The sequence below is a fragment of the candidate division KSB1 bacterium genome (assembly GCA_034506255.1).
GTDB lineage: Bacteria > Zhuqueibacterota > Zhuqueibacteria > Zhuqueibacterales > Zhuqueibacteraceae > Coneutiohabitans > Coneutiohabitans thermophilus.
This window is the reverse complement of the sequence record JAPDPX010000003.1, coordinates 559,188-583,193: the sequence shown is the minus strand read 5'-3', so window position 1 is coordinate 583,193 and position 24,006 is coordinate 559,188. Positions and strand designations below refer to the sequence as shown.

General features: G+C 61.5%; 21 protein-coding genes, 8 tRNA genes and 1 other RNA gene. 3 read left to right on the top strand and 27 right to left on the bottom strand.

All coding sequences use genetic code 11. The annotated features are described in order from the left end of the window. Positions 1-53: 53 nt before the first annotated feature. From thpR to ONB52_08435, 18 genes are all read right to left on the bottom strand, one after another. A complete protein-coding gene (gene thpR, locus ONB52_08520; GenBank protein ID MDZ7416187.1) occupies positions 54-641 on the bottom strand; it encodes an RNA 2',3'-cyclic phosphodiesterase in 588 nt (195 codons plus the stop codon). Then, on the bottom strand, positions 638-1,885 hold the full coding sequence (locus ONB52_08515; protein ID MDZ7416186.1) for a competence/damage-inducible protein A: 1,248 nt from the start codon (positions 1,883-1,885) through the stop codon (positions 638-640). The genes thpR and ONB52_08515 overlap by 4 nt, the downstream gene beginning before the upstream one ends. A gap of 105 nt (positions 1,886-1,990) precedes the next feature. Then, positions 1,991-2,470, bottom strand: coding sequence for a phosphatidylglycerophosphatase A (locus ONB52_08510; protein ID MDZ7416185.1), 480 nt, complete (start codon positions 2,468-2,470; stop codon positions 1,991-1,993). 2 nt (positions 2,471-2,472) lie between these two features. After that, positions 2,473-3,096, bottom strand: coding sequence for a CDP-diacylglycerol--glycerol-3-phosphate 3-phosphatidyltransferase (gene pgsA / locus ONB52_08505; protein MDZ7416184.1), 624 nt, complete (start codon positions 3,094-3,096; stop codon positions 2,473-2,475). Positions 3,097-3,159: 63 nt separating this feature from the next. Next, entirely contained in the window at positions 3,160-3,765 is a 606-nt protein-coding gene (gene recR, locus ONB52_08500) for a recombination mediator RecR (protein ID MDZ7416183.1), read from the bottom strand. A gap of 1 nt (position 3,766) precedes the next feature. Further along, entirely contained in the window at positions 3,767-4,105 is a 339-nt protein-coding gene (locus ONB52_08495) for a YbaB/EbfC family nucleoid-associated protein (protein MDZ7416182.1), read from the bottom strand. Positions 4,106-4,243: 138 nt separating this feature from the next. Next, positions 4,244-6,082 (bottom strand): DNA polymerase III subunit gamma/tau, encoded by a 1,839-nt coding sequence (dnaX, locus tag ONB52_08490; protein MDZ7416181.1) that lies wholly within the window; start codon positions 6,080-6,082, stop codon positions 4,244-4,246. Between the two features lie 203 nt (positions 6,083-6,285). Beyond that, positions 6,286-6,385, bottom strand: an RNA gene (ffs, locus tag ONB52_08485) — signal recognition particle sRNA small type. 148 nt (positions 6,386-6,533) lie between these two features. Further along, positions 6,534-6,626, bottom strand: a tRNA-Ser gene (locus tag ONB52_08480). A gap of 142 nt (positions 6,627-6,768) precedes the next feature. Continuing rightward, positions 6,769-6,858, bottom strand: a tRNA-Ser gene (locus ONB52_08475). A 57-nt stretch (positions 6,859-6,915) separates the two neighbouring features. Beyond that, a tRNA-Ala gene (locus ONB52_08470) sits at positions 6,916-6,991 on the bottom strand. A 40-nt stretch (positions 6,992-7,031) separates the two neighbouring features. Then, positions 7,032-7,508, bottom strand: coding sequence for a nucleoside deaminase (locus tag ONB52_08465; GenBank protein MDZ7416180.1), 477 nt, complete (start codon positions 7,506-7,508; stop codon positions 7,032-7,034). Positions 7,509-7,668: 160 nt separating this feature from the next. Next, a tRNA-Arg gene (locus ONB52_08460) sits at positions 7,669-7,742 on the bottom strand. Positions 7,743-7,796: 54 nt separating this feature from the next. After that, a tRNA-Glu gene (locus ONB52_08455) sits at positions 7,797-7,872 on the bottom strand. An 80-nt stretch (positions 7,873-7,952) separates the two neighbouring features. After that, positions 7,953-8,023, bottom strand: a tRNA-Gln gene (locus ONB52_08450). A gap of 5 nt (positions 8,024-8,028) precedes the next feature. Further along, entirely contained in the window at positions 8,029-9,459 is a 1,431-nt protein-coding gene (gene gltX / locus ONB52_08445) for a glutamate--tRNA ligase (protein MDZ7416179.1), read from the bottom strand. 28 nt (positions 9,460-9,487) lie between these two features. Next, positions 9,488-9,577 (bottom strand) — tRNA-Ser (locus ONB52_08440). 71 nt (positions 9,578-9,648) lie between these two features. Then, a tRNA-Ser gene (locus ONB52_08435) sits at positions 9,649-9,733 on the bottom strand. 419 nt (positions 9,734-10,152) lie between these two features. On the opposite strand from ONB52_08435, the gene ONB52_08430 reads away from it, so the two are divergent. The 3 genes from ONB52_08430 to ONB52_08420 all read left to right on the top strand — a co-directional run bounded on the left by ONB52_08430 (position 10,153) and on the right by ONB52_08420 (position 12,691). Next, a complete protein-coding gene (locus ONB52_08430) occupies positions 10,153-10,356 on the top strand; it encodes a dodecin family protein (GenBank protein MDZ7416178.1) in 204 nt (67 codons plus the stop codon). Between the two features lie 235 nt (positions 10,357-10,591). Then, the gene (locus ONB52_08425) at positions 10,592-11,770 is read left to right on the top strand and encodes a glycine C-acetyltransferase (protein MDZ7416177.1); all 1,179 of its coding nucleotides are present in this window, start codon (positions 10,592-10,594) and stop codon (positions 11,768-11,770) included. 81 nt (positions 11,771-11,851) lie between these two features. Next, positions 11,852-12,691 (top strand): ABC transporter substrate-binding protein, encoded by an 840-nt coding sequence (locus tag ONB52_08420; GenBank protein ID MDZ7416176.1) that lies wholly within the window; start codon positions 11,852-11,854, stop codon positions 12,689-12,691. A 135-nt stretch (positions 12,692-12,826) separates the two neighbouring features. On the opposite strand, the gene ONB52_08415 is transcribed toward ONB52_08420, so the two are convergent. The 9 genes from ONB52_08415 to ONB52_08375 all read right to left on the bottom strand — a co-directional run bounded on the left by ONB52_08415 (position 12,827) and on the right by ONB52_08375 (position 23,992). Further along, positions 12,827-14,143, bottom strand: a complete 1,317-nt coding sequence (locus tag ONB52_08415; protein ID MDZ7416175.1) for a M23 family metallopeptidase — start codon at positions 14,141-14,143, stop codon at positions 12,827-12,829. Positions 14,144-14,334: 191 nt separating this feature from the next. After that, positions 14,335-15,417, bottom strand: a complete 1,083-nt coding sequence (gene mqnC / locus ONB52_08410; protein MDZ7416174.1) for a dehypoxanthine futalosine cyclase — start codon at positions 15,415-15,417, stop codon at positions 14,335-14,337. Between the two features lie 96 nt (positions 15,418-15,513). Further along, the gene (locus ONB52_08405; protein ID MDZ7416173.1) at positions 15,514-16,365 is read right to left on the bottom strand and encodes a DUF3108 domain-containing protein; all 852 of its coding nucleotides are present in this window, start codon (positions 16,363-16,365) and stop codon (positions 15,514-15,516) included. Then, positions 16,362-17,366, bottom strand: coding sequence for a glycosyltransferase family 9 protein (locus tag ONB52_08400; GenBank protein ID MDZ7416172.1), 1,005 nt, complete (start codon positions 17,364-17,366; stop codon positions 16,362-16,364). Before ONB52_08400 ends, ONB52_08405 begins: the two co-directional genes overlap by 4 nt. Then, a complete protein-coding gene (locus ONB52_08395; GenBank protein MDZ7416171.1) occupies positions 17,363-17,869 on the bottom strand; it encodes a low molecular weight protein arginine phosphatase in 507 nt (168 codons plus the stop codon). Before ONB52_08395 ends, ONB52_08400 begins: the two co-directional genes overlap by 4 nt. Next, complete coding sequence (locus tag ONB52_08390; protein ID MDZ7416170.1) at positions 17,866-18,507, bottom strand: L-threonylcarbamoyladenylate synthase; 642 nt, start codon at positions 18,505-18,507, stop codon at positions 17,866-17,868. The genes ONB52_08395 and ONB52_08390 overlap by 4 nt, the downstream gene beginning before the upstream one ends. Continuing rightward, complete coding sequence (gene waaF, locus ONB52_08385; protein MDZ7416169.1) at positions 18,504-19,562, bottom strand: lipopolysaccharide heptosyltransferase II; 1,059 nt, start codon at positions 19,560-19,562, stop codon at positions 18,504-18,506. The genes ONB52_08390 and waaF overlap by 4 nt, the downstream gene beginning before the upstream one ends. Continuing rightward, positions 19,559-20,485 carry a lysophospholipid acyltransferase family protein gene (locus ONB52_08380; GenBank protein ID MDZ7416168.1) on the bottom strand — a complete coding sequence of 309 codons (927 nt, stop codon included), beginning with the start codon at positions 20,483-20,485 and terminating at the stop codon, positions 19,559-19,561. The genes waaF and ONB52_08380 overlap by 4 nt, the downstream gene beginning before the upstream one ends. Before the next feature lie 168 nt (positions 20,486-20,653). Next, positions 20,654-23,992, bottom strand: coding sequence for a GH116 family glycosyl hydrolase (locus ONB52_08375; protein ID MDZ7416167.1), 3,339 nt, complete (start codon positions 23,990-23,992; stop codon positions 20,654-20,656). Between the last annotated feature and the right edge of the window lie 14 nt (positions 23,993-24,006).

The window sequence follows — 24,006 nt, the reverse complement described above, 5'->3', positions numbered from 1 at the left end:
TTGATTGACCTGGAATGCCGCGCGGCACACAGGAGCCGGCGGCACGGCACGGATTACGCCGGCCCGGCATGCGAACCCTGGCCGAGCGCAAACCGCTGCAGCGCCGTGTACACCGCGCCATCGCGCTGCAGCACGCTTTGCATGAGCACGATTTCCCGGCACGCCAGTTGGTGCGGAGGAAACGGGTGCCTCTTCATTTCCTGCACCACCGCTGCGGCCCGGCCGTCACGCACGCGGCCAAGCGTCACATGCGGTGCAAACGGCCGTTTCTCGCGTGCAAAGCCCAGCCCATGCAGCGCACGATCCACCTCCGTCGCCAGTCTGGCGAGCCGGCCCTGGGGATCATTGAGCCCGACCCACAACACCTGCGGCCGCTGCGGGTTGGGAAAAACACCAGCGCCGGCAATTTCACAAACAAATGGCGCGAACTGCCGGCACACCTCCACGAGCGCGGCCTTGATCGCTGCAACTCTGGCAGCCGGCGTTTCACCAAGAAACTTGAGCGTGAGATGAACCTTTTCCGCTTTTACCCAGCGCACCCCGCTTGCCAACGCACGCAGCGGTGCCATGTAGGCCGCCAACCCGGCCGTGATCGTCTCCGGCAGCTCGCAGGCAACGAACAGGCGCAGCAGGTCACTCATGTGTCCGTCTCCTGCAGCACACGATAGAGCAGGCTGAGGGCCAGAGTGCTGAAGCGTTCCTTGTTGAACAGACGGTCGCTGGTGTAGATCACGTGCCTGGCCGTCACTTTTACGGGCGAGGCAACCGCCGCCCACACCAGGCCAACGGGCTTCCCGGGGCTGCCACCCGAAGGGCCGGCAATCCCGGTGGTGGCAAGGCCGTAGTGGGTGCCGCTGCGCTGGCGCACCCCCTCGGCCATGGCGCGCACGCATTCTTCGCTCACGGCGCCGTGCCGGGCAATCACTTCCTCCGGCACGCCCAGCAGGGCGGTTTTGGAGGCATTGCTGTAGGTCACCAGCCCGCGCTCGAAATATTCCGAGCTGCCCGGGATGTTGGTGAGACGGTGTGCGATCAATCCGCCGGTGCAGGATTCCGCGACGGCCAGAGTGGCCTTTTGCTCGCGCAGCTTTCTGCCGATCACTTCTTCGAGAGTTTCGCCGTCGAAACCATAGACATATTTTCCTGCTTTGGCGAGGATGCGTGCTTCCGCCTGGCGAATGGCATGTTCGACTTCCGCAGTGGTGCGGCCGGTGGCGGAGATGCGCACGTTGACGCCGGAAAGGCCCGCCAGAAAGGCAAGCTTGCCGAATTGCTCCAGCTCACTGATCGGTGCGAGTAGTTCGGCGAGCGAGGATTCGCCGATGCCGTGGGTGCGAATCGTGCGATGGCGGATGATCACTCCACCGGCCCATTCCCGCAGATGCGGCAACAGCGGGCCGGCAAAAATGTGCTTCATCTCCGCCGGCACCCCGGGCAACACCACGCCCCGTCTGCCCTCTTTTTCGAAAAGCAAACCCGGCGCGGTGCCGAGGTCGTTCCACAGCACGCTGGCGCCTTCCGGCACCCGGGCTTGTTCGACATTCACCGCCGGCATGGCCACCCCGCGCCTGGCAAACAGGTCTTTGACATGCTGCAGTACGTTTTCGTCGGTCACCATCCGGCGTGCGCCGAGGAATTCCGCCACCGCCTTTTTGGTGACGTCATCGTGGGTGGGCCCCAGCCCGCCGGTCAGCAAAACGACCCCGGCACGTTTCCAGGCATGGGTGAGACTGCTGAGAATGTCATCGTGGCGGTCGCCGACCATGGTGACGTAGCGCAGCGGGATGCCGATTTGGCTGAGTTGTTCGCCCAGCCAGGAGGCATTGGTATTCACGACTTGCCCGATCAGCAGTTCATCACCGATCGTGATGACTTCAGCGATCATCACGGCTCCTTGTGAACGGAACAACCCGCCACGACAGCGGGCGCTATTGCATCAATTACAATGCAGCCGGCGGTCTTGCGGAAACGCCGGCCGGCTTGCCGCGGCTCAGGTCGAAAGCACGCCGGGGATGAGGGCAGCCAGCACGCGCAGGCTCCCATTCGCGTACACCCCGGCCGCCATATCGTCCAGGATGATGCCCCAGCCGCCGTGGAGCTTTTCCACCTGCCGCACCGGAAACGGCTTGGCAATGTCAAACACACGAAAGAGTGCGAAACCGGTCGCAATGGTGAGCGGGTCGAGTGGAACGAAGGCCAGGGTCACCGCCATACCGATCACTTCATCGATGATGACTTCGGAGGGATCGCTGTGCTGGCGGGCGCTGGCGACACGCTGCGCGGCCCAAACCCCGATCAGCATCAGGGCGAGAACGGCGGCGGTGAACCAGAGCGGTGGAAGATAAGTCGGAAAGCAGAGAAATGCAAGGGCGGCGACAAGGCTGCCGGCAGTGCCCGGTGCGATGCGAACACGGCCCAGTCCTCCCACCGTTGCGATCAGATGGGCCAGAGTGTGGAAAAAGGCAGGCACCTTTACTTGGCCAGGTTGCGGGCGGCAAAAATGCGAAAGAAGAAATGACCCAGGCTGCGCAGATGATGGCGATTATCGTAGAGATATTGCAAACCGGTGACCACGGTGATCAGGGTGACGAGATGCATCATCACCGGAATGATGTGGAAAGTCGCGATCCACTGCAGCCATTTCGGCGGATTGGCTCCGATGAAATAGGACTCGGCAATCAGGTAAAGCATGATGAGGTAGATGGCAGCCATCTGGCTGGCGGTTTTCCATTTCGCCGACATGCTGGTGACCACGGGTTTGTTCTTGTGTTGCGCATAAGTGCGCAGCAGGGTAATGAGAATGTCACGCGCCGCAATCGCGACCACCATCCACATCGCGACATACTCATAAAGCGCGAATGCGAAAAAGGTCGACAACGTGAGGATCTTGTCGGCCAGCGGATCCCAAAACGCCCCCCATGCCGACAGGTTGCCGGATTTGCGGGCGAGGTAACCATCATACCAGTCGGTCAACACCGCAATCAGAAACACTCCCAGCGAGGCGAAGCGATACGCCAGCCCCGCCGGAAAGAGCAGTGCGACGACCACCGGTGCCAGCACCATGCGCAGAATCGTGAGCACGTTGGAAACGGTCATGGTTGGCCTCAACAGTTGATGGGAAAGCCCGGCCTGCCTTGCAGAACGTGGAACCTCATGACTTCACCAGGGCACCCGTCCCGTGAGAGCGCGGGCGAGCGTGAGGTCGTCGGTGAATTCCAGGTCGCTGCCCACCGGCAGACCACGCGCCAGACGGCTGATCTTCACGCCCAGAGGTTTGAGCAAATTGAGCAAATAAACCGCCGTGGCTTCGCCCTCGGTGTTGGGGTTGGTGGCGAGGATCACTTCCGATACGGCCGGCTGCGCCGACTGGATTCGTTGCAGCAGCTCGCGGATGCGCAAATCCTCCGGCCCGATGCCGTCCAACGGGGAAAGCGCGCCACCCAGCACGTGATACAAGCCGCGATGCTCGCCGGTGTTTTCCAGCGCCAGCACATCGTTGGCCTCCTCCACCACACAGATCACCGTATGGTCGCGACCGGGGTTCGCGCAGATGACACAGGGATCCGATTCCGTCAAATTGAAACAGCGCGAACAGTACAGCACTCTCTCCTTCAACGCCAGCAGCGCCTGCGCCAGCATTTCCACCTCGGCGCGCGGCGACTTGAGCAGAAAGAAGACCAGCCGCTGCGCCGTTTTGCGTCCGATGCCCGGCAGCTTCGACAACTCGATCACTGCGGTTTCAACGCTGCGCGAAAGATATTGCATCTCACAGCCCCGGCATCTGCAAACCGCCGGTGAGCTGGCTGAGCACGCCACCGGTGACTTTGCTCATCTCCGTCATCTCAAGTTCCTGCGCCTTGACCAGCGCCTGGTTCACCGCCGCGACAACAAGGTCCTCGAGCAATTCCTTGTCGTCCGGGTTGATGATTTCTTTTTCAATTTTTACCTGCAGCACTTCCCGCCGGCCATTCATCACCACGGTGACCATGCCGCCGCCGGCCGTGCCCTCCACCCGCTGGTTGGCCAAGCTCTCCTGCGTCTCACTGATCTTTTCGTGCAGCGCTTGCGCGCGCTTGAGTATTTCACCCAGGCTGGGACGGCTCATGGTGGTCTCTCCTGCAATAATTTTTCAAAAAATCCTGCCGGCTTCTGCCGGGGCCATCATGCCGACTCGCGGAAACCGGCGTTTCGTCCGCCTGGCGCATACAGCGTCTTTCCGCACATCCAGTCAATAATCCCCGACTCACCGCTTGGGCTGGCAGCGGATCAACTGCCCATCCAGTGCCTCCACCAGTTTCTTGACCAGCGGATATTGTTCGAACAGCATCTGCAGGTTTTGGGCGTTGTCGGAACTGACTGTCACTCTCGCAGCGCCATTGCTCGCCGGCGCATCGGGGGAGGCAGGCGCGGCGGCGTCCACTGGCGGCAGCGGGTGCACACTGCCGTTGTCACTCTTTCGGCAAATGATGCGCACCGTGTAGCCCGTCTCGGCCCGCACCACCTTCTGAATGATGGTTTTCTGATTGTTCACCGAGTTGAGGTGAAAGCCGTTGCAGTCACTGCCGAAAGTCAGCTCCAGCGTTCCCTCATGCAACGCGGTCGGGGCGCCCATTTCCAAAAACGATCCCAGTGAAATCTTCTCACTCTTGACGCGCTCGAGAATTTGCGGCCAGGACTGTTGAATCGCCTGCAGCGCCGCCGCTTCGTTTTCGATATGCGCCGCCAGCGGCAGCACCGGTTCCCTGGCTTTCACCACGGGCACGCCTTGCACACGCGCCAGAGGCCCGGCGTTGAACAAGCCGCCCGCTGCCGGGCCGGGGCCGACCGGGGAGGGCGTGAGTTTGGGGTTGATTTGCGGAATAACCGCGATGCCTTCCAGGCGCGGCATCACCTCGGTTGCCACAATGTTGACTCCCGCAGCGGCGGCTGGCGGCGACGGCTTGGCCGCCGCAGCCGGTGGGGCTTGCGGCATGGAACCACCAGCGGCGTTGTCATTGGTGCCAGCATGCACCATGCGCAGCAGGCACATCTCCAGCAGCACACGCGGATTGGCCGTGCGCGCCAATCGTGCCTGCGCTTCGGTGACGAGCTGAATGCCGCGCATCAACTCGAGTTCACTCAGGGCATGTGCCGCGGCGCTGTAGCGCTCGGCGTAATTTTCCAGCCCCACCAAATGGCTGGTGCCGGCAGTGACCCGGGTGGTGAGGATGTAGCTGAGATGCTCGGCGAGGCGCTCGAAGAACTCTCCGAGATGAATGCCGGCTTCGTGAATTTTCCCGCTGAGCGCCAGCGCGCGGCGGGCATCCCGTGCAATGAGCGCATCGCTGCATTCAAAAAACAAATCCTGATCGATCAAGCCGAGCAGCCGGGAGACGTCTTCCTTGGTGACCCGGTTGCCGCAGTAGGAAATCACCTGATCGAGCAGACTCTGGCTGTCGCGCATGCTGCCTTCGGCGCGTTTGGCAATGAGATGCAGCGCGGCCTCCTCGGCCTGCACCCCTTCACTTTGGCAAATCATCCTGAGCTGACCGGTGATTTCACCGAGCGGCACACGGCGGAAATCAAAGCGCTGGCAGCGGGAGAGAATGGTGGCCGGGACTTTGTGGATCTCGGTGGTGGCGAAAATGAACAGGACATGCGCGGGCGGCTCTTCGAGAATCTTCAACAGTGCGTTGAAGGCCGGTTCGGTGAGCATGTGCACTTCGTCGATGATGTAGATCTTCTTGCGGCTGCTGGCGGGCGCGAAACGGGCGTTCTCGCGAATGTTGCGGACTTCATCGATGCCACGATTGGAGGCACCATCGATTTCGATGACATCGATGCTGCGGCCGGCGGTGATTTCCTCGCAATTGCTGCAGCGATCACACGGGGTGGTGGTGGGGCCATGTTCGCAATTCATGGCCTTGGCCAGCAGGCGGGCCATGGTGGTCTTGCCGACGCCGCGCGGCCCGGTGAACAGATAGGCGGAGGCGACCCGGTTCTGGGTGATCGCATTCTCGAGGGTGCGGGTGACGTGTTGCTGCGCCACGACCGAAGCAAACTGCCTGGGCCGCCATTTGCGCGCGAGCACAAGATACGACATGAGAGCTCCGAGCCACGATGCGCTGGTCGGCGATCATGTTCTGCGAAATGTTGAACCGAGTACCTCCCGCCCGGCAGGAGGGCAGGGAAAATTTTGGTGCCTGCAGGGGCGCAACTTGCCGGCTGCGCCCGCTTTGACGAAGCGAGGAGTGATATGATTTCCTCTCCTCCGGCACCCGGTTGCTGGCGCTGCTTAGCCATCAAAAAGGCCAAGGTGCCCCGCGGCACATCTTTGCATTGCTTACCGTTGCTGCCTTCCGGCCCTGGCGGGGTTCGGCACGCGCCGATTGCGCGGGCCTTGGCCATTTCATACAGAGTGAAGATAATCGTTGGTAGGATGTAGAAGCGTCACCAACCGATTCCGACGTGCCAGACCATTGCTTTTCAGGTGGCGCAAAATAACCATTGGGTCTTTGAAAGGCAAGGGAATTTTGGCAGGCACGTTTGCAAGCTGGCGGAGAGGGTGGGATTCGAACCCACGGTAGCGCTTGTGGCACTACACGCGATTTCCAGTCGCGTTCCTTCGGCCTCTCGGACACCTCTCCGGCGGTCGTCATCCCTGATGCGAAGCAGGAACACACATGTCTTTCCTCACCCATCAACACAGCCTGGCAGGCAGGATACTGACTGGTTGTGCGCGCGGGAATCTGGGTGTGACGGCGTTTGCGTGCGGGGGGATTTCCGTCGCGGAGAGGGGGGGATTCGAACCCCCGATCGACCTTTGGGGCCGATAACGGTTTTCGAGACCGCCGCCTTCAACCACTCAGCCACCTCTCCGGGGTCGATACGAGCATGTCGGGAAGTCGAACTGCCAGGCTTTTCCCACACACTTGCTGGTGGAGCAGAGCGGGATCGAACCGCCGACCTCCACGTTGCGAACGTGGCGCTCTCCCAGTTGAGCTACTGCCCCAGCTTGCAACCGTGTGCGCTGACGTCAGGCGCACACTTCTTCAAAATTCATCAGGCGCGGCATTCTCACGCAGCTTCTGAAAAAAGGCCTTGAGCAAACTCTGACACTCTGCCTGCCGCACCCCGGGAACCAGTTGCACCGGCGGCCCAAAGGGATTGGTGGACATGACATTGACCTTGGGCACCGAGCCGCAGCCGCCGAAGCGCGGATCATCCGCACCGTAAACGACTTTGACGATGCGGGACAGCAGGATGGCGCCACAACACATCGGGCACGGCTCCACCGTCGTGTAAACCGCGGCGCCATCGAGGCGCCAACTGGCCTGGCTTGCCGCTGCCGCGGTAATCGCGATCATCTCGGCATGCGCAGTGGCATCTTGCAGCGTCTCTGTCAAATTATGGCCACGACCGATGATCTTGTCTTCAAAAACGATGACGGCACCGATGGGAACCTCACCCTTTTCGAGTGCCTTCTCCGCTTCTTTCAGCGCAAATTGCATCCAATGGTCGTGTGTCAAGGTTGCTTTATCCTCTCTCTTGCATCGGGGGCATGACCATGCCAAACAACGCTGCGAGATGGCCGCCGGCACGTTGACGGTGCGCCCGGCGACACCCAGAGTGCTCGATAAACAAAAGAAGACAAGAACGATTTCTTGTCTTCCCGTTGAGCCGATTTTGTACGCCCGGAAGGACTTGAACCCTCAGCCTCTTGGTCCGTAGCCAAGCGCTCTATCCAGTTGAGCTACGGGCGCATGGTGCCGCAATATATCAGAATTTCCCCCAAAGTCAATTTCTAATTTGCAGCATGGTGGCGCATACGGGACTCGAACCCGTGTTACCGACGTGAGAGGCCGGTGTCCTGGACCGCTAGACGAATGCGCCCGCAATCAAAAACGCCTTTCTCGCCTCCTGCTATGGCACAACCCAATCGCCGCCTGTAATTGGCCGGACGTCCAACTTTGCTGGGGAGCAGGGATTCGAACCCCGATTCTATGGTCCAGAGCCATATGTCCTGCCGTTGGACGACTCCCCAGTGTTTCAACTTGCCAACAACGTCGCTGCTTGACGCAAGCGCTGCACCACCCGCTCTTTGCCGAGCACTGCCACGACTTCAAAAAAACTGGGACTCACCCCAAAACCGGTGATCGCCAGCCGCGCCGGATGAATCAGATTCGCCGCCTTGATGCCGAGCTGCTCCGCCAGGGAACGCAGACACGCTTCGCTTGTGGCTGCGTTGAATTCCGGCAATTGCTCGAAGGCTGCAGCCAGTTGGCGAAGCTGGGCTGCGGTCTCTGCGCCCCGCCAGTATTTTGCGCGCGCACTTTCTTCGAAGACAACCGGCGCCGCGAAGAAGTAAGCGCCGTATTTGGCGAACTCCGGGATGGTTCTTACCTTGGGTTTGAGCAGCGTGATCACATGCTGAACGTAAGTCCGGTCATTCAGCAGGCGCTCGTCAAGATCGCCACCGGTCTGGCGCAATGCCGTGAGAACCATTCCTTCAATCCGTGCAGCATCAACGCGGTTGAGATATTCGCCATTCATCCACTCGAGCTTTTTCTCATCGAACACCGCGTTGCTTTGGGAGATGCCGCGCAAATCGAAGCGCTCGATCAACTCCTGCCGGCTGAGAATCTCCCGGTCGTCGCCGGGCGACCAGCCGAGCAATGCGAGAAAATTGAACAGGGCCTCCGGCAAATATCCCTTTTTCGCATATTCGCCCACCGCGGTCGCGCCGTGACGCTTGCTCAAGCGGGTCTTGTCCGGGCCGAGGATGAGCGGCACATGGGCAAATACCGGCATGTCCCAGCCCAGCGCGCGATAGAGCAAAATTTGCTTGGGCGTATTGGAGATGTGATCATCGCCGCGCAGCACATGGGTGATACCCATGGCGTGATCGTCAACCACCACGGCGAGGTGATAGGTTGGCTGGCCGTCGGAACGCAAGATCACGAAGTCATCAATTCCACGATTATCGAATGCCACCCTGCCATGCACCTGGTCCTCCCACTCTGTCACCCCTTCGGGAACCGGCAGACGAATCGCAAACGGATCGCCCTGCGCCAGCCGTGCTGCTTCCTCCGCGGCCGGAAGGCGGGGGAATTCTGCGCGATAGCGGAAATCCCGTTTCTCGGCGGCGGCACGCTGGCGCGCGGCCGCGAGTGCCTCGGCCGTCGTGAAGCTGCGATAGGCTTTGCCGGTGGCCAGCAGTTCATGAGCCACCTGGCGGTACAGTTCGAGGCGATCAGACTGTTTGATCGGCTCCGCGTCCCAGTCGAGTCCAAGCCAGTGCAGGCTGTCAATAATCGCCTGCGTCATTTCCTCGCCGGAGCGCTGTTGGTCAGTGTCTTCGATCCTGAGAAAGAACTTGCCGCCATGCTTGCGGGCAAACAGCCAGTTGAAAATCGCCGTGCGCGCACCGCCGATGTGCAGATATCCGGTTGGACTTGGTGCAAAGCGCACAACCACCATGCTGGCTTCCTGTTTCTCGTGATGCGAGCGGAGAGGCAGGGATTCGAACCCTGGGTAGCGCTTTTGGCACTACAACCGCTTAGCAGGCGGCTCCTTTCGGCCACTCAGGCACCTCTCCGGATTGCGAATTGCGCGGGGAGAAGCTGCGGGCGGCCGACCTCCGGAAGCAACCACTCCCGATCGTGCATGCGGAGGGCGGGGGACTCGAACCCCCAAGGGTGATGAGCCCAACGGTTTTCAAGACCGCCGCCTTACCAATTAGGTCTAGCCCTCCGGCCCTCAAAAAATTAGCGCGGCAATATACAAATCGGCAAAGGTTGAGTCAATCTTTTTTTCAGGCTTAAAATCACTGTTTTTTGCCATAGCGACTTGCCCACCTGCAGCGGCCTAACAGACTCAGCGAGGCTGCAGCAGACAGTTCGAGCTGCCCGGCGTGCCGCCTGCCAGCGGACCAGACCCAACCTTGACATTCACCGAAATCATGTTAGATTGAAGCCGGGCCGGCAGTCGCGCAAACCAACTCGCCGTGTGCGCGTGCATGCCTTGCCTGTCAAATCCGGCGCAGAAATCCGTTGATTGGCGCTGCGGTTCACCCGCCAGCAGCAACCCGCCACCCAGGTCCGCCGTGGGCGGCCACATTCGCAGAGACCGTGCGCTGATTGCGTTGTCTGAATTCTTGAAAGGAGGAGCCCCATGTCTGTTGCACGCGTTACGGAAATCACCGCCTCATCCCCCAAGGGATTCGAAGACGCCATTCAAATCGGAATCGAACGCGCCAACAAAACGCTGAAAAACCTCACCGGCGCCTGGGTAAAAGAGCAGAAAGTGGTGATCAGCAACGGCAAGATCACCGACTACCGGGTGACCATGAAAGTCACGTTCATCCTGCAGGACTGAGGTTCGCCGGCTCGTGCGGACGGTTCCCGCAATGCCGGGCGCTTCTGGACGCACTGGCGCACGGTTCCGCTGCGGGCGGCAGAGTTTCAAGCCGCATTTCATACGCACGCAGAGCGCGGCAATCAGCAGTGTTTTCCAACGGATGGTCGGAGCCCGTGGGGCCGCCATCCGTTGACATTTTGGGTCGAGCCCGGCCGCGGGTCATTGACATTTTCTTGCTCAGGGAGTCTTTGCCATGTCCAAACTCGCGTTTCTTGACGAGGAACTTCAGGCCCTGCGTGATCAGGGCCAGTACATTCAGATTCGCACCATCGAAAGCGCGATGGGCGCGTGGATTCAAGTCGATGGCAAGCGGGTGTTGAATCTGTGCGCCAACAACTATCTCGGTTTCGCCAATCACCCCCGCTTGAAGGAAGCCGCGATCAAAGCCATTGAGAGCTACGGCGTGGGGCCGGCGGCAGTGCGCACCATTGCCGGCACGCAAAAACTGCATCTCGAGCTGGAGGAAAAATTGGCGGCCTTCAAGGGCGTGGAAGCCGCCATTTCCTTTCAATCCGGTTTCGTCTCCAATCAAGCCGTGATCCCGACCCTCACCGGCGCCGGCGATGTGATCTTCTCCGACGAGCTGAATCACGCCAGCATCATCGACGGCACCCGGCTCTCCAAGGCCAAGGTGGTGCGGTACAACCACAACGATGTCGCCGACCTCGAAGCCAAGATCAAAAACGAAACCGCGGTGCGCCGGCGGCTGATCATCACCGACGGGGTGTTCAGCATGGACGGTGACATCGCGCCGCTGCCTGACATCGTCGCGATCGCCGAAAAATACGATGCCCTCACCATGGTCGATGACGCCCACGGCGAGGGCGTGCTCGGCAGCGCCGGCCGCGGCATCGCCGATCATTTCGGTTTGCATGGCCGCGTCGACATCGAAATTGGCACGCTGTCCAAAGCCTTTGGCGTGGTCGGCGGTTATGCGGCCGGCCGGAAGAAAATCGTCGACTTTCTGCGCCAGCGTGCCCGGCCCTTCCTGTTCTCCAGTGCGGTCACGCCTGCAGACGTGGCGGCCTGCATTGCCGCAGTCGATATTCTCACGGCTTCGGACGAGCTGGTGGCAAAGCTGTGGAGCAACACCAAATACTTCAAGGACAAGATGGTCGCCCTGGGTTTCAATCTCGGCAACAGTGTGACCCCCATCACTCCGGTGATGATCGGCGACACCACCAAAGCCCAGGCCCTGAGCCGTCAACTGTTCGAAGCCGGCATCTTTGCCATGGCCATCACCTATCCCACGGTGCCCAAGGGCAGGGAACGGCTGCGGCTGATGATGTCCGCCACCCATTCCCTCGAAGACCTGAATTTCGCGGTCGGCGCCTTCGAGAAGGCCGGCCGGGAGCTGGGTTTGATCAAATAGCCAAACGCCGGTTTGCACCGGCGCGTCACTGCGGTGGCGGGGCGCATGCCCGGCACCGCTTGCAAAAGGGAGTATTTCACTTTGAGGCAAGATCGAATCGTGCGCGTCGGGCACAGTCCCGATCCCGACGACGCCTTCATGTTTTACGGCCTGGCCAGCGGCCGGGTGAAAATTCCGGGGGTGGTCATCGAACATGTGATGGCTGATATTCAAACGCTGAATGAGCGCGCCTTGCGGGCCGAGTTGGAGGTCACCGCCATTTCGGCGCATGCCTTTGCTCATGTCGCGGGGCAATACTGGATCATGCGCACCGGCGCCAGCATGGGGGAGGGCTACGGGCCGATCATCGTCTCGCAAACACTCACGCCACCCGGGCAGTTGGCCGGCAGACGCATCGCCACACCCGGCCGGTGGACTACTGCGAACCTGCTGCTCAAAATCTTCCACCCGGAAATGCAAAATGTCGACATGCCCTTCGACCGCATCATCGCGGCGGTGCAGGCCGGCGAAGTCGATGCCGGTTTGTTGATTCATGAAGGCCAGATCAACTATCACCACTTTGGCCTGCACAAGCTGATTGATTATGGCGAGCTCTGGCGGGAATACGCCGGCGGTCTGCCGCTGCCGCTCGGGCTGGATGTCGTGCGCAAAGATCTTGGCGCCGAGATGGCACACCGCCTGTCCCGCGGCCTGCGCGACAGCATCACCTATGGCTATCAACACCAGGAGGAGGCGATTCCCTATGCGCTGCAATTCGGCCGGGGCATCGATGCGAAACTGGGGGAAAGATTCGTGAAGATGTATGTCAACGAGGTGACTCTCGACATGGGCGCGCGCGGCCAGCGCGCATTAGAGCTGCTCTACGAGCTGGCCTGGCAAAGAAAACTCATCCCCGCCAAACCCGAGGTGGTGTTGTATTGAGGCCGCCGGGTCTGCGGGGATTCAACCTCTTGCCGTCAAATGAGCAGCCGCGGCCGGCCGAGGCTGCCTGTGCCGCGCACGCTGTTCGCCCGCATTGCAGCACCGCGGCCGGGGATGCGGCAGATAAGGCCGCGCCTATTTCCGCGCGGCCATTTTCATTTCCGATCCGACCACGAACAGCGGAGCCGGTGACTGCAACTGCTGCAGCAGGCGGTCGCGGTGCGCAAAGAAAGCCTGGCGCAAATGCGGCGCAATCGGGTCGGCGGCAGCCGGCTTCATGCGCAGCGGATCGATGGCCCGGCCGTTGAGATACATGGTGTAGTGCAAATGCGGGCCGGTCGCCAGGCCGGTCGCGCCAACATAGCCAATCACCTGGCTCTGCGAAACCATCTGCCCCACCTGCAAACCCTCGGCAAAACGCGACAGGTGACCGTAGAGCGTGCTGAAGTGATTCTTATGCTGGATCACCACGCGCTTGCCATAACCTCCCTCCCAGCCCAGAGCTGCAACCGTGCCGTTCGCGGTGGCGACCACCGGCGTGCCCGTGGCCGCGGCGAAATCCACCCCGGTGTGGGCACGCACCTTTCGCAAAATCGGATGCAGGCGGCCGTTGGAAAAGTGCGAGGAAATGCGCCGGTAATTCAGCGGTGATTTCAAGAAAGTCTTCTGGAACGAGTTGCCCTGGCGGTCGAAATAGCCGCCGCGGCCGCTGCTGTCGGGATCAAATAGAAAAGCCATGCAGCTCGAATCCTGCTGCTCATAACTGGCGGCCAGGATTCTGCCGTAACGGACGAACTCGCGCCGGCCGGGTTCCTTTTCGACATACAGCTTTTCAAAGAGAATGCGAAAGCGGTCACCGCGCTGGGTATCGATGAAGAAATCGATGTCCCACTGGAAAATGTCGGTGTATTGCAGCAGCAGCTCCGGAGATTCCTGCTGCGCCATGACCGCTTCGTAAAGCGTGGCAGTCACTTCGCCCGCCAGCAGCTTGACCTCGCGCTCCAGACGCAGGGAGTCCGCGGCTCCGATGAAGCGATTGGTGCTGTCGCGCTGCACACGAATCACCAACTCCGGCGAGGGCTGGTAGGCCAGTTCATGCAGCGTGCCCAGGGAATCGAGCTTGAGCTGCAGCGGCCGGCCGGCGCGCAGGTGGCGCGGATCAAAGATCGACCGCAACGCTGCGATGGTGGGAAAAACATCTTCCGGACGGACGTAACGGGTGCTGAGAATCTGGGCAAGTGTTTGGCCGTGGGCAATGGTGTGATCGATCACCCGCAAGGCCGGCGGCTCCGGCACTGCGGCGGTCGAATCCAGGCCCGCCGGCCGCGGCGGCGTTTCCGCGGCGGGGGGCGCGACGTATTTGACGTATTTGATGAAATAAACCGCGGCCGACAGCAGGATCATCAACAGCCAGCGCGTCGCCGGCGATGACCACTGCGGATTGCTCCTCATGTTTCCTCCCTCACAGCTTTGTGTTGGCAGACTTTCCTCCTTCGTTCGTTCTCCGTTCGATTGCTGCATATATCACATTTTGCGCCGCCGTCCGGGGTTCCACCTCGCGCGCCACGCCCCTGGCACAGGAGGGGCGGGGGCACGCGGAGCAGAGCAGGGAAAGCCACACGGCAACCGGCCGCGCCGCCGGTTCAAGCTTCGTAGACCTTCAAAATTTCATACAACGTGCTGCGTTGCGCCGGGATGTAGCCGGACTCGCGAATGAGCTGAATCACCTCCTCGGTCGAGGTTTTGTTGACGAAGTTGGCGGCGGCGTGGACGTTTTCCTCCACCAGCGTGCCGCCGAAATCATCCGCGCCGAAGTGCAGGGCAATCTGGCCGATCTTCTTGCCTTCGGAAAACCAGGAGGCCTGAATGTGCGGAAAGTTGTCGAGGTAGAGGCGCGCCAGCGCAATGATCTGCAGATAACGCGTCGGCGTGGCGTAAGTCGGAATGATCTTTTCGAGCGGCGTATTGCCGGGCTTGAAGCTCCACGGGATGAAGGCGGTGAAGCCGCCGGTTTCATCCTGCAGCCGGCGAATGCTGTCGAGATGGATGATGATGTCCTCGTCGGTTTCGAGATGGCCGTACATCATCGTGGCCGTGGTTTTGTAGCCGAGCAGATGCGCCTCGCGCATGATGTCCAGCCACTCGGCCGGGCTGCCTTTTTTGTGGCTGATCTTTTTGCGAACGCGGTCGGAGAGAATTTCGGCGCCGCCGCCGGGAATGGTGTTCAGGCCCGCTTCTTTCAACTGCTGCAGCACCTCCCGCACGCTCAGGCCGGACACTTCAGCCATGCCCTTGATTTCTGCCGTCGAGAAGAAATGAGGATGCACTTCCGGCACCTCCGCGCGCGTGCGCCGCACCAGTTCGAGATAGTACTCAAACGGCAGGTTGGGATTCACGCCGCCCTGCAGCAGAATCGTGTTCACGCCCTTTTGCGCCGTCTCTTTGAATTTTTGGATCATCTCATCGACGGAGTAAGTGTAGCTGCCGGCTTCGCCATCATGCCGGTAGAAGGCGCAAAAGATACAGTCGACGTTGCAGACATTGGTGTAGTTGGGATTGGTGTCCACCACGAACGTCACCCACGGTTGCGGGTTCTTGTGGCGGCGCATGGTATTTGCGGCGGCACCGAGTTCGAGCAGCTCACCGTTCTTGAGGAGCTGCAGGCCTTCGTCCGGCGTAAGGCGCTCACCGGCCGAGGCTTTGTCGTACAGGCGATGCAGTTGCATAATCAGCTTGATAGTTGTAGTAGTTCGCCCGGCCCGCCGTTCTGGTGGCCGGGTTTGAAATATTACTTGTACTGCAAACTCCGCAACACCCCCGCTTCAATACCCCTCCACCCCCTCGATCTTCTCCAACTCGGCCACGACATTGCCCAGGTTGAAGGCCTTGATATAAAGCTGGGTGGTGGTCATCACCGGCAGTTTGCGGTCATCATCGCTGAGATGGACAATCAGCCGGCCCTTTTGGTTGTACAGCCCCGGTGTCTTCAAATGCGGCTCCACCACCAGGCAGTTGAACTTGCCGGCGCGCACCTTGATCTTCTCCCGCCGGTACACAGTGATCTTGAGCGGCAGAATCTTGCCGTTGTCGTAGTTGTCGACGTATACCGTGTCGCCCGGCTCCAGCTTCTGCGTACGAATATAGTAAAATGCCGAAATGATGTCCTGCACGAACAGCGGAATGGCCACGGTATCGCGCCTGCCGTTTTTCGCGGTGATGGCAATGCGGGCGGCGGGATCGAAATCCACCACACGCTCATCGCGAAAACTGCCCTCGCGCTGGTTCTTCACGTAGCGCCAACTGAAAATGCCCTCGACGTCGGCAAACGAGCTGACCCGGTCTTCCACGCGATACAGCCGCGAAAAGAAGGAGTTGGTGTTCGCCTCGGACAAAAGGTGATAGCACGGCCGGCCATTGACCGTCACCACTTCCGGCACCGACATGACTGCCGTGCCGGCGACAATGGGGCCGTAGCGCACGAGAAACGTGAGCTTCTCGCCAACGTTGAAGGCGCGATTCTCCACCACCCGCAGCGGCGCCACACGCTTGCCCGAATCCGATGCGGCGACGGACACGGGACGTTGCGCCGACACCGGCACCCCCGCACAGCAGGACATGAGCAGCAACCAGAACACCGGGCGCACCGGCATCTGCCCGCAATCTTTCCTGATCATGACAGTTTCTCCTCAACCTTCCTGAAGGCCTCCGCCACCGGGATTGCCTGCATGCAGGGACACACCCGCGTGCGTGACTTTCTGCAGCGAAAGCATTCCTCCTGTTGTGACATCAACACATCGGCACGGCAGCCATAGGGTCCCCAGCGCTCGGGCCGGCAGGCGGTGATCGGCGGATAAAACGCAACCACCGGCGTGCCCACCATGCGCGCCAGATGCAACGGCCCGCTGCTGTTGCCCACGAACACGGCCGCGCGTGCAAGCACGCCGGCAAGTTGTTTGAGTGTCAGGTGACCGGCGAGATCGATCAGGTTCCCGCCGCTTGCTTGCCGAATTTGCCGGGTGAGCTCGCGCTCACTGGCATGGCCGGTGAGCACCACCTGGCGTTTCGTGACGGTCACCACTTGCCGTGCGAGGGCGGCAAAATGCTCCGGCGGCCAGTCGCGCGCCGAGCCGCCGCTGCCGGGATGCAACACCACGAAGCCCGCTTGCACGCCCTGCGCCGCCAGCAAGTCCGTCACTTCGCGTTCGACGGCGGGATCGCGGCGGTAATGGAATTCCACCGCCGTGGTGGTGATGCCCAGAGGCGCCAGCAGTTGCAGATTGCATTCTGCTTCATGCTGGCGGGCATGCCTGCGGTGCTGATACACACGGCGATTGTATAGCACGCTGTACCAGCGGTAGCCCGTGCCGATGCGCAGCGGAATGCCTGCCTGCAAAAAACGCCACGCCAGCTGCGGCCGGGGAAAAAGCGCCACCACGGCATCAAACCGGTGGGCCGCGAGCCGCCCGGCCAGCGGAACGGCACCCTGCTCATCGAGAGAGATGATGCCATCGACGTGCGGGTGCAGCTCCAAAATGCCGGCGGTGTAGCGCCGCGCGAGAAAAAAAACTTCCACGCCGGGCAACTGCTGCTTGAGCGCGGTGGCAGCCGGCGTCGCCAAAATCACGTCACCCAGACGGTCGGTGCGCGAAAGCAAAATACGCCGCAGCGGGATCACGAGGCCTCATGCCGGCGGTTTTGCACGAGATGCACGATTGCGGGCAGAGCGCGGTCGATTTCCCCGGCGATCGTCTCGGCGCAGGCGCGATACACCTCGCGGCCGTAACCGATGGGATCTTCGATGTCGGGATTCTCCGGCGCCTGATCATTGGCAAAGCGCTTGAGCAGAAAAACGTTCTCGCGATAGTGGGGATAGTGGCGCTGCAAATGCTCGACGTGTTCACGGGCCATGACCAGGATGAGATCGGCATTGGCCACCAGTTCCTCGCTGAGGCCCTGCGAGCGATGGCGGCGCAACTCGCCGCCCATTTCCTCCACCACGCTGATCGCCGACTCGGTAGCCGGCATGCCCTCGATGCCGAGCGTACCCGCTGAACGAATTTCGACTTCCTCCTGCAAGCGCGAAGGCAGTTTGAGGCGAAGCAGCGCCTCGGCCATGGGGCTGCGACAACTGTTGCCGCTGCAGACGAAGAGGATGGTGAAGGGACGGTTTGCGCTCACGTTTGAATGGCTCCAATCGATTGCATGATGGCTTCCTGCGGCAGCGCGCCGGCGCGCAGCAGGCGTGGCGGCGAAGTGGTGACATCCAAAATGGTCGAGGCCAGCGTGGTGCAGGCGGGCCCGGAATCGAGCAGCAAGGGCAGCTCACTGCCGAATTGCCGCACCACTTCCTCCGCGGTGGTGGCGCCCGGCTGGCCCGCAAGATTGGCGCTGGTGGAAATGATGGGGGCGTTCAGCATTTCACTGAGCAGCCGCGGCAGGGCACGCGCCGGCACGCGCACCGCCAGTGTTGTGGAGGACGCGATGAGATTTTGCGGGACTCTTTTCGTCGCCTCAAAAACCAGGGTCAACGGTCCGGGCCAAAAATCCTGCATGAGCTTCTCCGCCACCGGTGAAACGTATTTCACCCAGCCGGCAAGCATGCCGCGGTTGCCAATGATCACCGGCAGCGCTTTTTCCGTCACCCGGCGTTTGAGCGCATAAATCTGATCGATCGCGCCGGGCAGCCGCGCATCGACACCCAGGCCGTAAATGGTATCGGTGAGATACGCGATGATCTGCCCCTCCCGCAAGGCATTCACCGCGAGGGTGATTTTTTCCGGCTCGGGATGGTCGGCATTGATCTTGATTACGTTCATCGGCTCTGCACCGCGTCTTTCACTCGCGCCAAAACCTCTGCCACGGAAATCTCCAGCATGCAGGCATGCGTGCCCAGGGGGCAGCGCCGGCTGCCATGCGTGCTGCACGGCCGGCAGGCGAGATTCTTCTCGATCACGCCGTGGCCCGCGCCGTAGGGTGCGAAACCCAGGCGCGGCACCGTGGGGCCGAAAATCGTCAGCACGCGGCAGCGCGTGGCAACCCCGAGATGCGCGGGCGCGCTGTCATTGCTGACCAACAGCGTGCAACGATCGAGCAAAGCCGCGGCCTGCCGCAGCGTGAGGCGGCCGGCAAGATTGCGGCAGTGCGCGCCGGCCTGCGCTTGAATGCCGGCGCACAATTCCGCATCACTCTCGCCGCCAACAAGAAAAACCAAAGCGTGGTGATCCGCGATCAACGCGCGGGCAAGCTGGGCGAAACGGTCGGCGGGCCAGCGTTTGGTCGCCCACACCGATCCCGGCGCCAGCGCGTACCAGCGCCGGCCTGTGCCGCAATCGCCGATCATTTCCGCCACCACGGCAGCATCCGCTTCATCCCATGGCACGCGCGGCGCCAGCGCCTTGGGCAAGACGCCAAACGGCCGCAACAAATCGAGATTGCGCTCGACTTCATGCGTTTCGCGGTAGGGCACGCGGTGTGTGAACAACCGCGCGCCCGCGCTGCGAACAAACCCGATGCGCAGGGGAATGCGCGCCAGCCAAACCAGCAGCGCGCTGCGCAGCGAGCGGTGCGGCACGACCGCCACCGCATAGTTTTCACGGCGCAATTCCCGCACCAGTTGCCACAGGGCCGCCGGACCGCGCTGGCTGCCGCGTTTGTCAAAGATCACCAGCCGTGTGATGCCGGGGTGTCTCTCCAGGGCATTTGCCGCCGCCGGAATCACCATGAAATGAACTTCACAGGGCGCAAACACGTGGTGCGCGGCCTCCACCAGCGGCGTTGCCAGAATCACGTCGCCCAGGAACGCCGTCTGCACAATCAAAACTTTTCGAACCGGGTTGGGCAACGGGGAAGCCTTGTCGGGCACGGCGGTCATGCGCACTCGCGGCCGGTTTGGCCCGCCGCCGGCGGTGCTGTTTTCCAGCGCCGGTGCATCCAAAACCAGTGATCAGGATGGCGGCGGATGCGCCGCTCCAGCACGGCACTCCAGCGTTCCGTCACCGCGCGGATTTTCTCCTCCTCGGTCCAGGCGGCGGGGAGATCATCGAAGCGCAGGCATTCACTTTCAATCACATGATGACCACCGGGCTGGCGCACCGCAACAACGAACAAAATGGGCGCGCCACTGCGCAGCACGAAGGCGGCCGGGCCACGCGCCGTGGAGGCCGGCCGGCCGAGAAAGTCGACGAAGATGCCGCTTTGACCCGCATCCTGATCGGCGAGCACCGCGACGAACTTTTTCTCGCGCAGGGCCTTGAGGATGCCCTTCAGCGCGGAGCCGCGCGGAATGCTTGTCATGCCCAGCGACTCGCGCGTGCGGCGAATGAAGCGATCGGCGTAAGGATTGTTTTGCGCCTGATAGAGAAAGACCATGGGGAAGCGCTGCGCCAGCATGGCGCCCATGTACTCCCAATTGCCAAAGTGGCCGGTCATGCAAATGGCGCCACGGCCTTCCGCCAGCGTCTGCTGCCAGAGATGTTCGTCCTCCGCACTGCGAAAACACACGAGTTCTTCCAATTCTTCCGCGCTGAGCTGCGGCAGGCGCAGATATTCCATCAACATCATGCCGAAATTTTCATAATTGCGCCGGCCGAGCGCCAGCACCTCCACGCGCGCTTTCTCCGGGAAGGCTTGCTCGAGATTGTGCAACGTCACCCGGCGCCGAATGCGCAAAATTGAAAAGGTGAAACGGCCCAAGCCCGCGCCCAATGAAAGCACGGCATTCCTGGGCATGCTGGTCGCAAGCAGCACCAGCAGCCGCAGCCCGAGATATTCCAACAAATGCTTGAGTTTTCGCATGCAGGCACAGGGGCATCGAATTGAGCGATGCAACTTAGCCAAAAAATGCCTGATTGTCAATTTGAAAGTCAGTATTCCCATCGGGTTGCCGGGCGCTGCCGCCCGACCCGGCGCGCGCCGGCGCTTGCTTAGGAGAAATTTCGCCCAAACCAGCGACCGCGCGGGCGCTCATGCGGCCGTGACCATGATGTTTCCCGTCACCGGCCCGTTTTCCGGCCCCCTCCTTTGCAATTCAAAACCGAGCACGACCATCGAACCATGCCGGGCCACGATGCGGGCGTTCTCAACGTTGCGAATGGTGTGGTCGGGATCGAAAAGCTCGAGTTCATATTCCCGGCCGGGCCGGCCTTCAACCGTCAATTGCAGGATGCCACATGCCCATTCCTCCCGAAGCAGGCGAAATCCCCTCGACGGCTCATTCACCCGCGGCAGTGACACCGGTGGCATCACGCCGATGCCACCATCATGGTGGAAAGCCAGCCTGGCATGTCCGTACAATTCGAACTCCAGCTCCGGAAAGTCCCGGTAGTGGGTGATCTGCATGCCGCCGAATTGCCTGCTGTCGTTCAGTCGCAGCAACTTCACCTCCGTGCCCAGCGGCAGAATGGCCTGAAAGCGCAGCGTCATTGGCATCGTACTGTCGGTGCGGAAAGAGTAGACGGTTTCCTTTCCGCGCCGGTGCATGCGCAGGTGCAAACGGTGGCGGCCGAGCCGGACATTCTTGACCTCGAAAAAATCCCATTGCGGCGGCAGCGCCGGCCGCAGGGTGACATGGTGGCGCAAGGCGTCACACTCCAACCCGAGCATGCCTTCCAGCACCGGCAGCAACACCATGGCTTCCGACCAGGCTTGATGCGGGCACACACCGGCCGGCCGATATTGTTCGCCGTGCAATACTTCCGGGACGCAACCCGCCGCCCAGTCGCGATACCGCAGGAGGTTGTTCATGAGATGGACAAAACCTTGTGTCGGGCGGTACGAGCGGTATTCCGCCAGTGCCAGCCAGCCGGTGAACAACGGCCAAACGCTGCCGGTGTGATAGCCCGCGGGATCGTAAATCGGGCTGTCGCAGCTCACCAGACGCACGCCCCAATCTGTGGAAAAACGCAGGCCAGCCAGTTCCTGCAAACAGATTTCCGCACGCTTGCGGGGGATCAGCCCGAGATAGATGGCCACCGCCGGCATAATCGTTTTTTCATCCACAAATGTGCCGTCGGTGCGTTTGGCAAAATTGTAGAACCGGGTTTGCTTGTTCCAAAATCTTACCGGCAGGCGATGGCGCACTGTCTGCCAGTGGCGCGCCCACCGCCGGAGCAGGCGGTCTTGTCCGAGGGCCTTGGCGAGGTTGCCGGCTTCCCACAAGGCTGCTGTCCAGCAGGCATTGAGATAGAACTCGGCATGCGCCGGGAACAAGGCACCCCCTTCCACCCAGCCGTGACCGACATGGGTGTTTTCGATGAAATGGTCGCCATCCCGGTCGGTGGCGAGGCAACAGCCCATGGCACGCTGCACGCGGGGAAACTGCTGCCGGACAAAGTCGCGATCGCCGCTGGCGCGCAAATAACGCCCCATGAGCATGACGTAGAGGGGCGTGGCATCGGCGGCATCGAAGTGCGCCTGCCCATTCATGGTCAGCTCATGAAAAATTTTGCCGTCAACATCCTGATGGGTGCCGAGCAACTCCAGGGTTTGTTTGACCTTCGTAAAATCGCCGTATGCCAGCGCGGCCAGAGCGGTCCACACGCTGTCGCGACCGAAATACCAGGCGTAGCCCGGCCGGCCGCTGATTTCATGCCCGCCTTTCCAGCCGCTGGCCGTGGTGGCAAAGCCGGCCATGAAGCCGGCGCCCACACCGGGCGTTGCAACGAAGAAACGATCACTGGCGGCCAGCGCCCAGCGCAAGCCTGCATTGAAAGTCTCATCCGGCGTGACCACAAGTGCCGCGTCGCGCAGCAGCCTTTCAAAATGCCGCGCCTGGCGGCGAAGACTGCGTGCGGGATGCTGCAGCAGGCGGCGATAGGCCTGTCGGGCCTCCCCTTCGCCCTGAGCCGAACCGGCAAAGACGATGGTCAATTCTTGCGCCCCCGCGGCAAGCACGTAACGCAATCCCATTGCAACCTGCAACAGCGCCGTCGGTTCGCCGTGCAACTGGCCCGCGCCTTCTGTGATTCTCGCATAGTGGCCGGCAAGCCGGGCTTCCGGCATGCGCGACCCGCCGAACATGACGCAGCGCGTGCTGCTCTCGTCCTGGATAAACACCGCCGCCGGGCCCTCCTGCCAGCCAAAGAGCAAATTGCCCGTGGCCTGCTCGGAGTATGGCCACATCAGGCGCAAATCACAAACTGCGGTGAGAAAAATTTCGACTGTGGTTTGCGCCTCCACCCGATAGTGCAGTGCGGCGGCAGGATCATGCAAGTCGGCAAAAGTGTGCTCAGTGATGACGGCGCCGGGCAGACGATATTCGCGCTGCAGCGTTTCCGGCGTAATCGTGACAACCGGAGTCAGCGTGTCACTCCCCAGCCACCCGCCCTCTCCGATTCGGAAGGCGGTGCGCAAGTGTTGCAGGCCGCGAAACGGCGGGCACCAGATTTCATCGAGACCGCCGCGCTCATGACCCATGAGCAAAATACGCCGGCCGCCCAGGTCGAAGAAATTGTCACTGGCCGGCCGTGCGGCAAAGCCCAGCCCGCTTGCGGCCACACGCCACTGCTCCTGTGTTCGAATCGAATGGCTCCGGGTGCCGGACAAGACTTGCTTGACGGTCGCCGGCGGGAGCGGCCAATGGGTGCGCACCGCTTGCGCGGGTGGTTCCAGCAAATAGGCCAGGCAGTTGCGTACAAAAGCTTCGAGATGACGGCGATAGAGATTGGCGGCGTGATCGAAAAAGAGAAAGGAACCAATGGTGAGCACGCGGCCGGCACCGGCCTGATATTCGGTGATCAAACGCCAGTGTTCGTCGAGGCGGATGTAGGCGCGGCCCACCGCAATGACGCTGCCCTGCTGCGGCGCAGCCGGGGCTTCGTAAAAGGCGGCGGCAAAGGCGCTGCCGCGCTGCGGGCTCCACGTGAACACGCCTCGCTGCAATCCCGCGAAAATCGGATGGTCGCCATAGCCTGCAAAGCCGCGCCGGTCATGGTAGCCCGCGGCCCAGCAATCCTGCGGCCACCCGCCTTTGGCGAGGAAATTCGGCCGCTGCGCTTCCAAACCCAAATCGCAAACATAAGGCGCAGCGAGCAGCGTGAGCAGGAGTGCGCCGCCGGCAGCGAGCCACGCTTGCACTGCCGTTGCCAATCCGGGATCGCACGCAGCGGCCGGCAGCGCCGGCTCTGAATCATAATGCCACCACAGCAAATCGCAGTTTTGCAGAAGCGCGGGGCGTCGTGTCAAATCAGCCAGGGAGAGTTTGGTGTGTTTGAATCCCGCCTGCCGTGTCAGAAAGTGCCAGCCCGCCTGCTCTTCGCGCGAGGGATTGGCGGGGTTGGCCAGCAGGTACGCAACGCGCTTCATTGCGACTCCGTTTC

Coding starts and splice junctions, on each gene's coding strand:
- ONB52_08425 (MDZ7416177.1), top strand. CDS start 10,592: ATGTCCAAACTCGCGTTTCTTGACGAGGAACTTCAGGCCCTGCGTGAT.
- ONB52_08405 (MDZ7416173.1), bottom strand. CDS start 16,365: ATGATCAGGAAAGATTGCGGGCAGATGCCGGTGCGCCCGGTGTTCTGG.
- recR (MDZ7416183.1), bottom strand. CDS start 3,765: ATGCAATATCTTTCGCGCAGCGTTGAAACCGCAGTGATCGAGTTGTCG.
- ONB52_08375 (MDZ7416167.1), bottom strand. CDS start 23,992: ATGAAGCGCGTTGCGTACCTGCTGGCCAACCCCGCCAATCCCTCGCGC.
- mqnC (MDZ7416174.1), bottom strand. CDS start 15,417: ATGCAACTGCATCGCCTGTACGACAAAGCCTCGGCCGGTGAGCGCCTT.
- dnaX (MDZ7416181.1), bottom strand. CDS start 6,082: ATGTCGTATCTTGTGCTCGCGCGCAAATGGCGGCCCAGGCAGTTTGCT.
- ONB52_08415 (MDZ7416175.1), bottom strand. CDS start 14,143: ATGAGGAGCAATCCGCAGTGGTCATCGCCGGCGACGCGCTGGCTGTTG.
- pgsA (MDZ7416184.1), bottom strand. CDS start 3,096: ATGACCGTTTCCAACGTGCTCACGATTCTGCGCATGGTGCTGGCACCG.
- waaF (MDZ7416169.1), bottom strand. CDS start 19,562: ATGACCGCCGTGCCCGACAAGGCTTCCCCGTTGCCCAACCCGGTTCGA.
- ONB52_08380 (MDZ7416168.1), bottom strand. CDS start 20,485: ATGCGAAAACTCAAGCATTTGTTGGAATATCTCGGGCTGCGGCTGCTG.
- ONB52_08390 (MDZ7416170.1), bottom strand. CDS start 18,507: ATGAACGTAATCAAGATCAATGCCGACCATCCCGAGCCGGAAAAAATC.
- ONB52_08515 (MDZ7416186.1), bottom strand. CDS start 1,885: ATGATCGCTGAAGTCATCACGATCGGTGATGAACTGCTGATCGGGCAA.
- ONB52_08495 (MDZ7416182.1), bottom strand. CDS start 4,105: ATGAGCCGTCCCAGCCTGGGTGAAATACTCAAGCGCGCGCAAGCGCTG.
- gltX (MDZ7416179.1), bottom strand. CDS start 9,459: ATGGTGGTTGTGCGCTTTGCACCAAGTCCAACCGGATATCTGCACATC.
- ONB52_08430 (MDZ7416178.1), top strand. CDS start 10,153: ATGTCTGTTGCACGCGTTACGGAAATCACCGCCTCATCCCCCAAGGGA.
- thpR (MDZ7416187.1), bottom strand. CDS start 641: ATGAGTGACCTGCTGCGCCTGTTCGTTGCCTGCGAGCTGCCGGAGACG.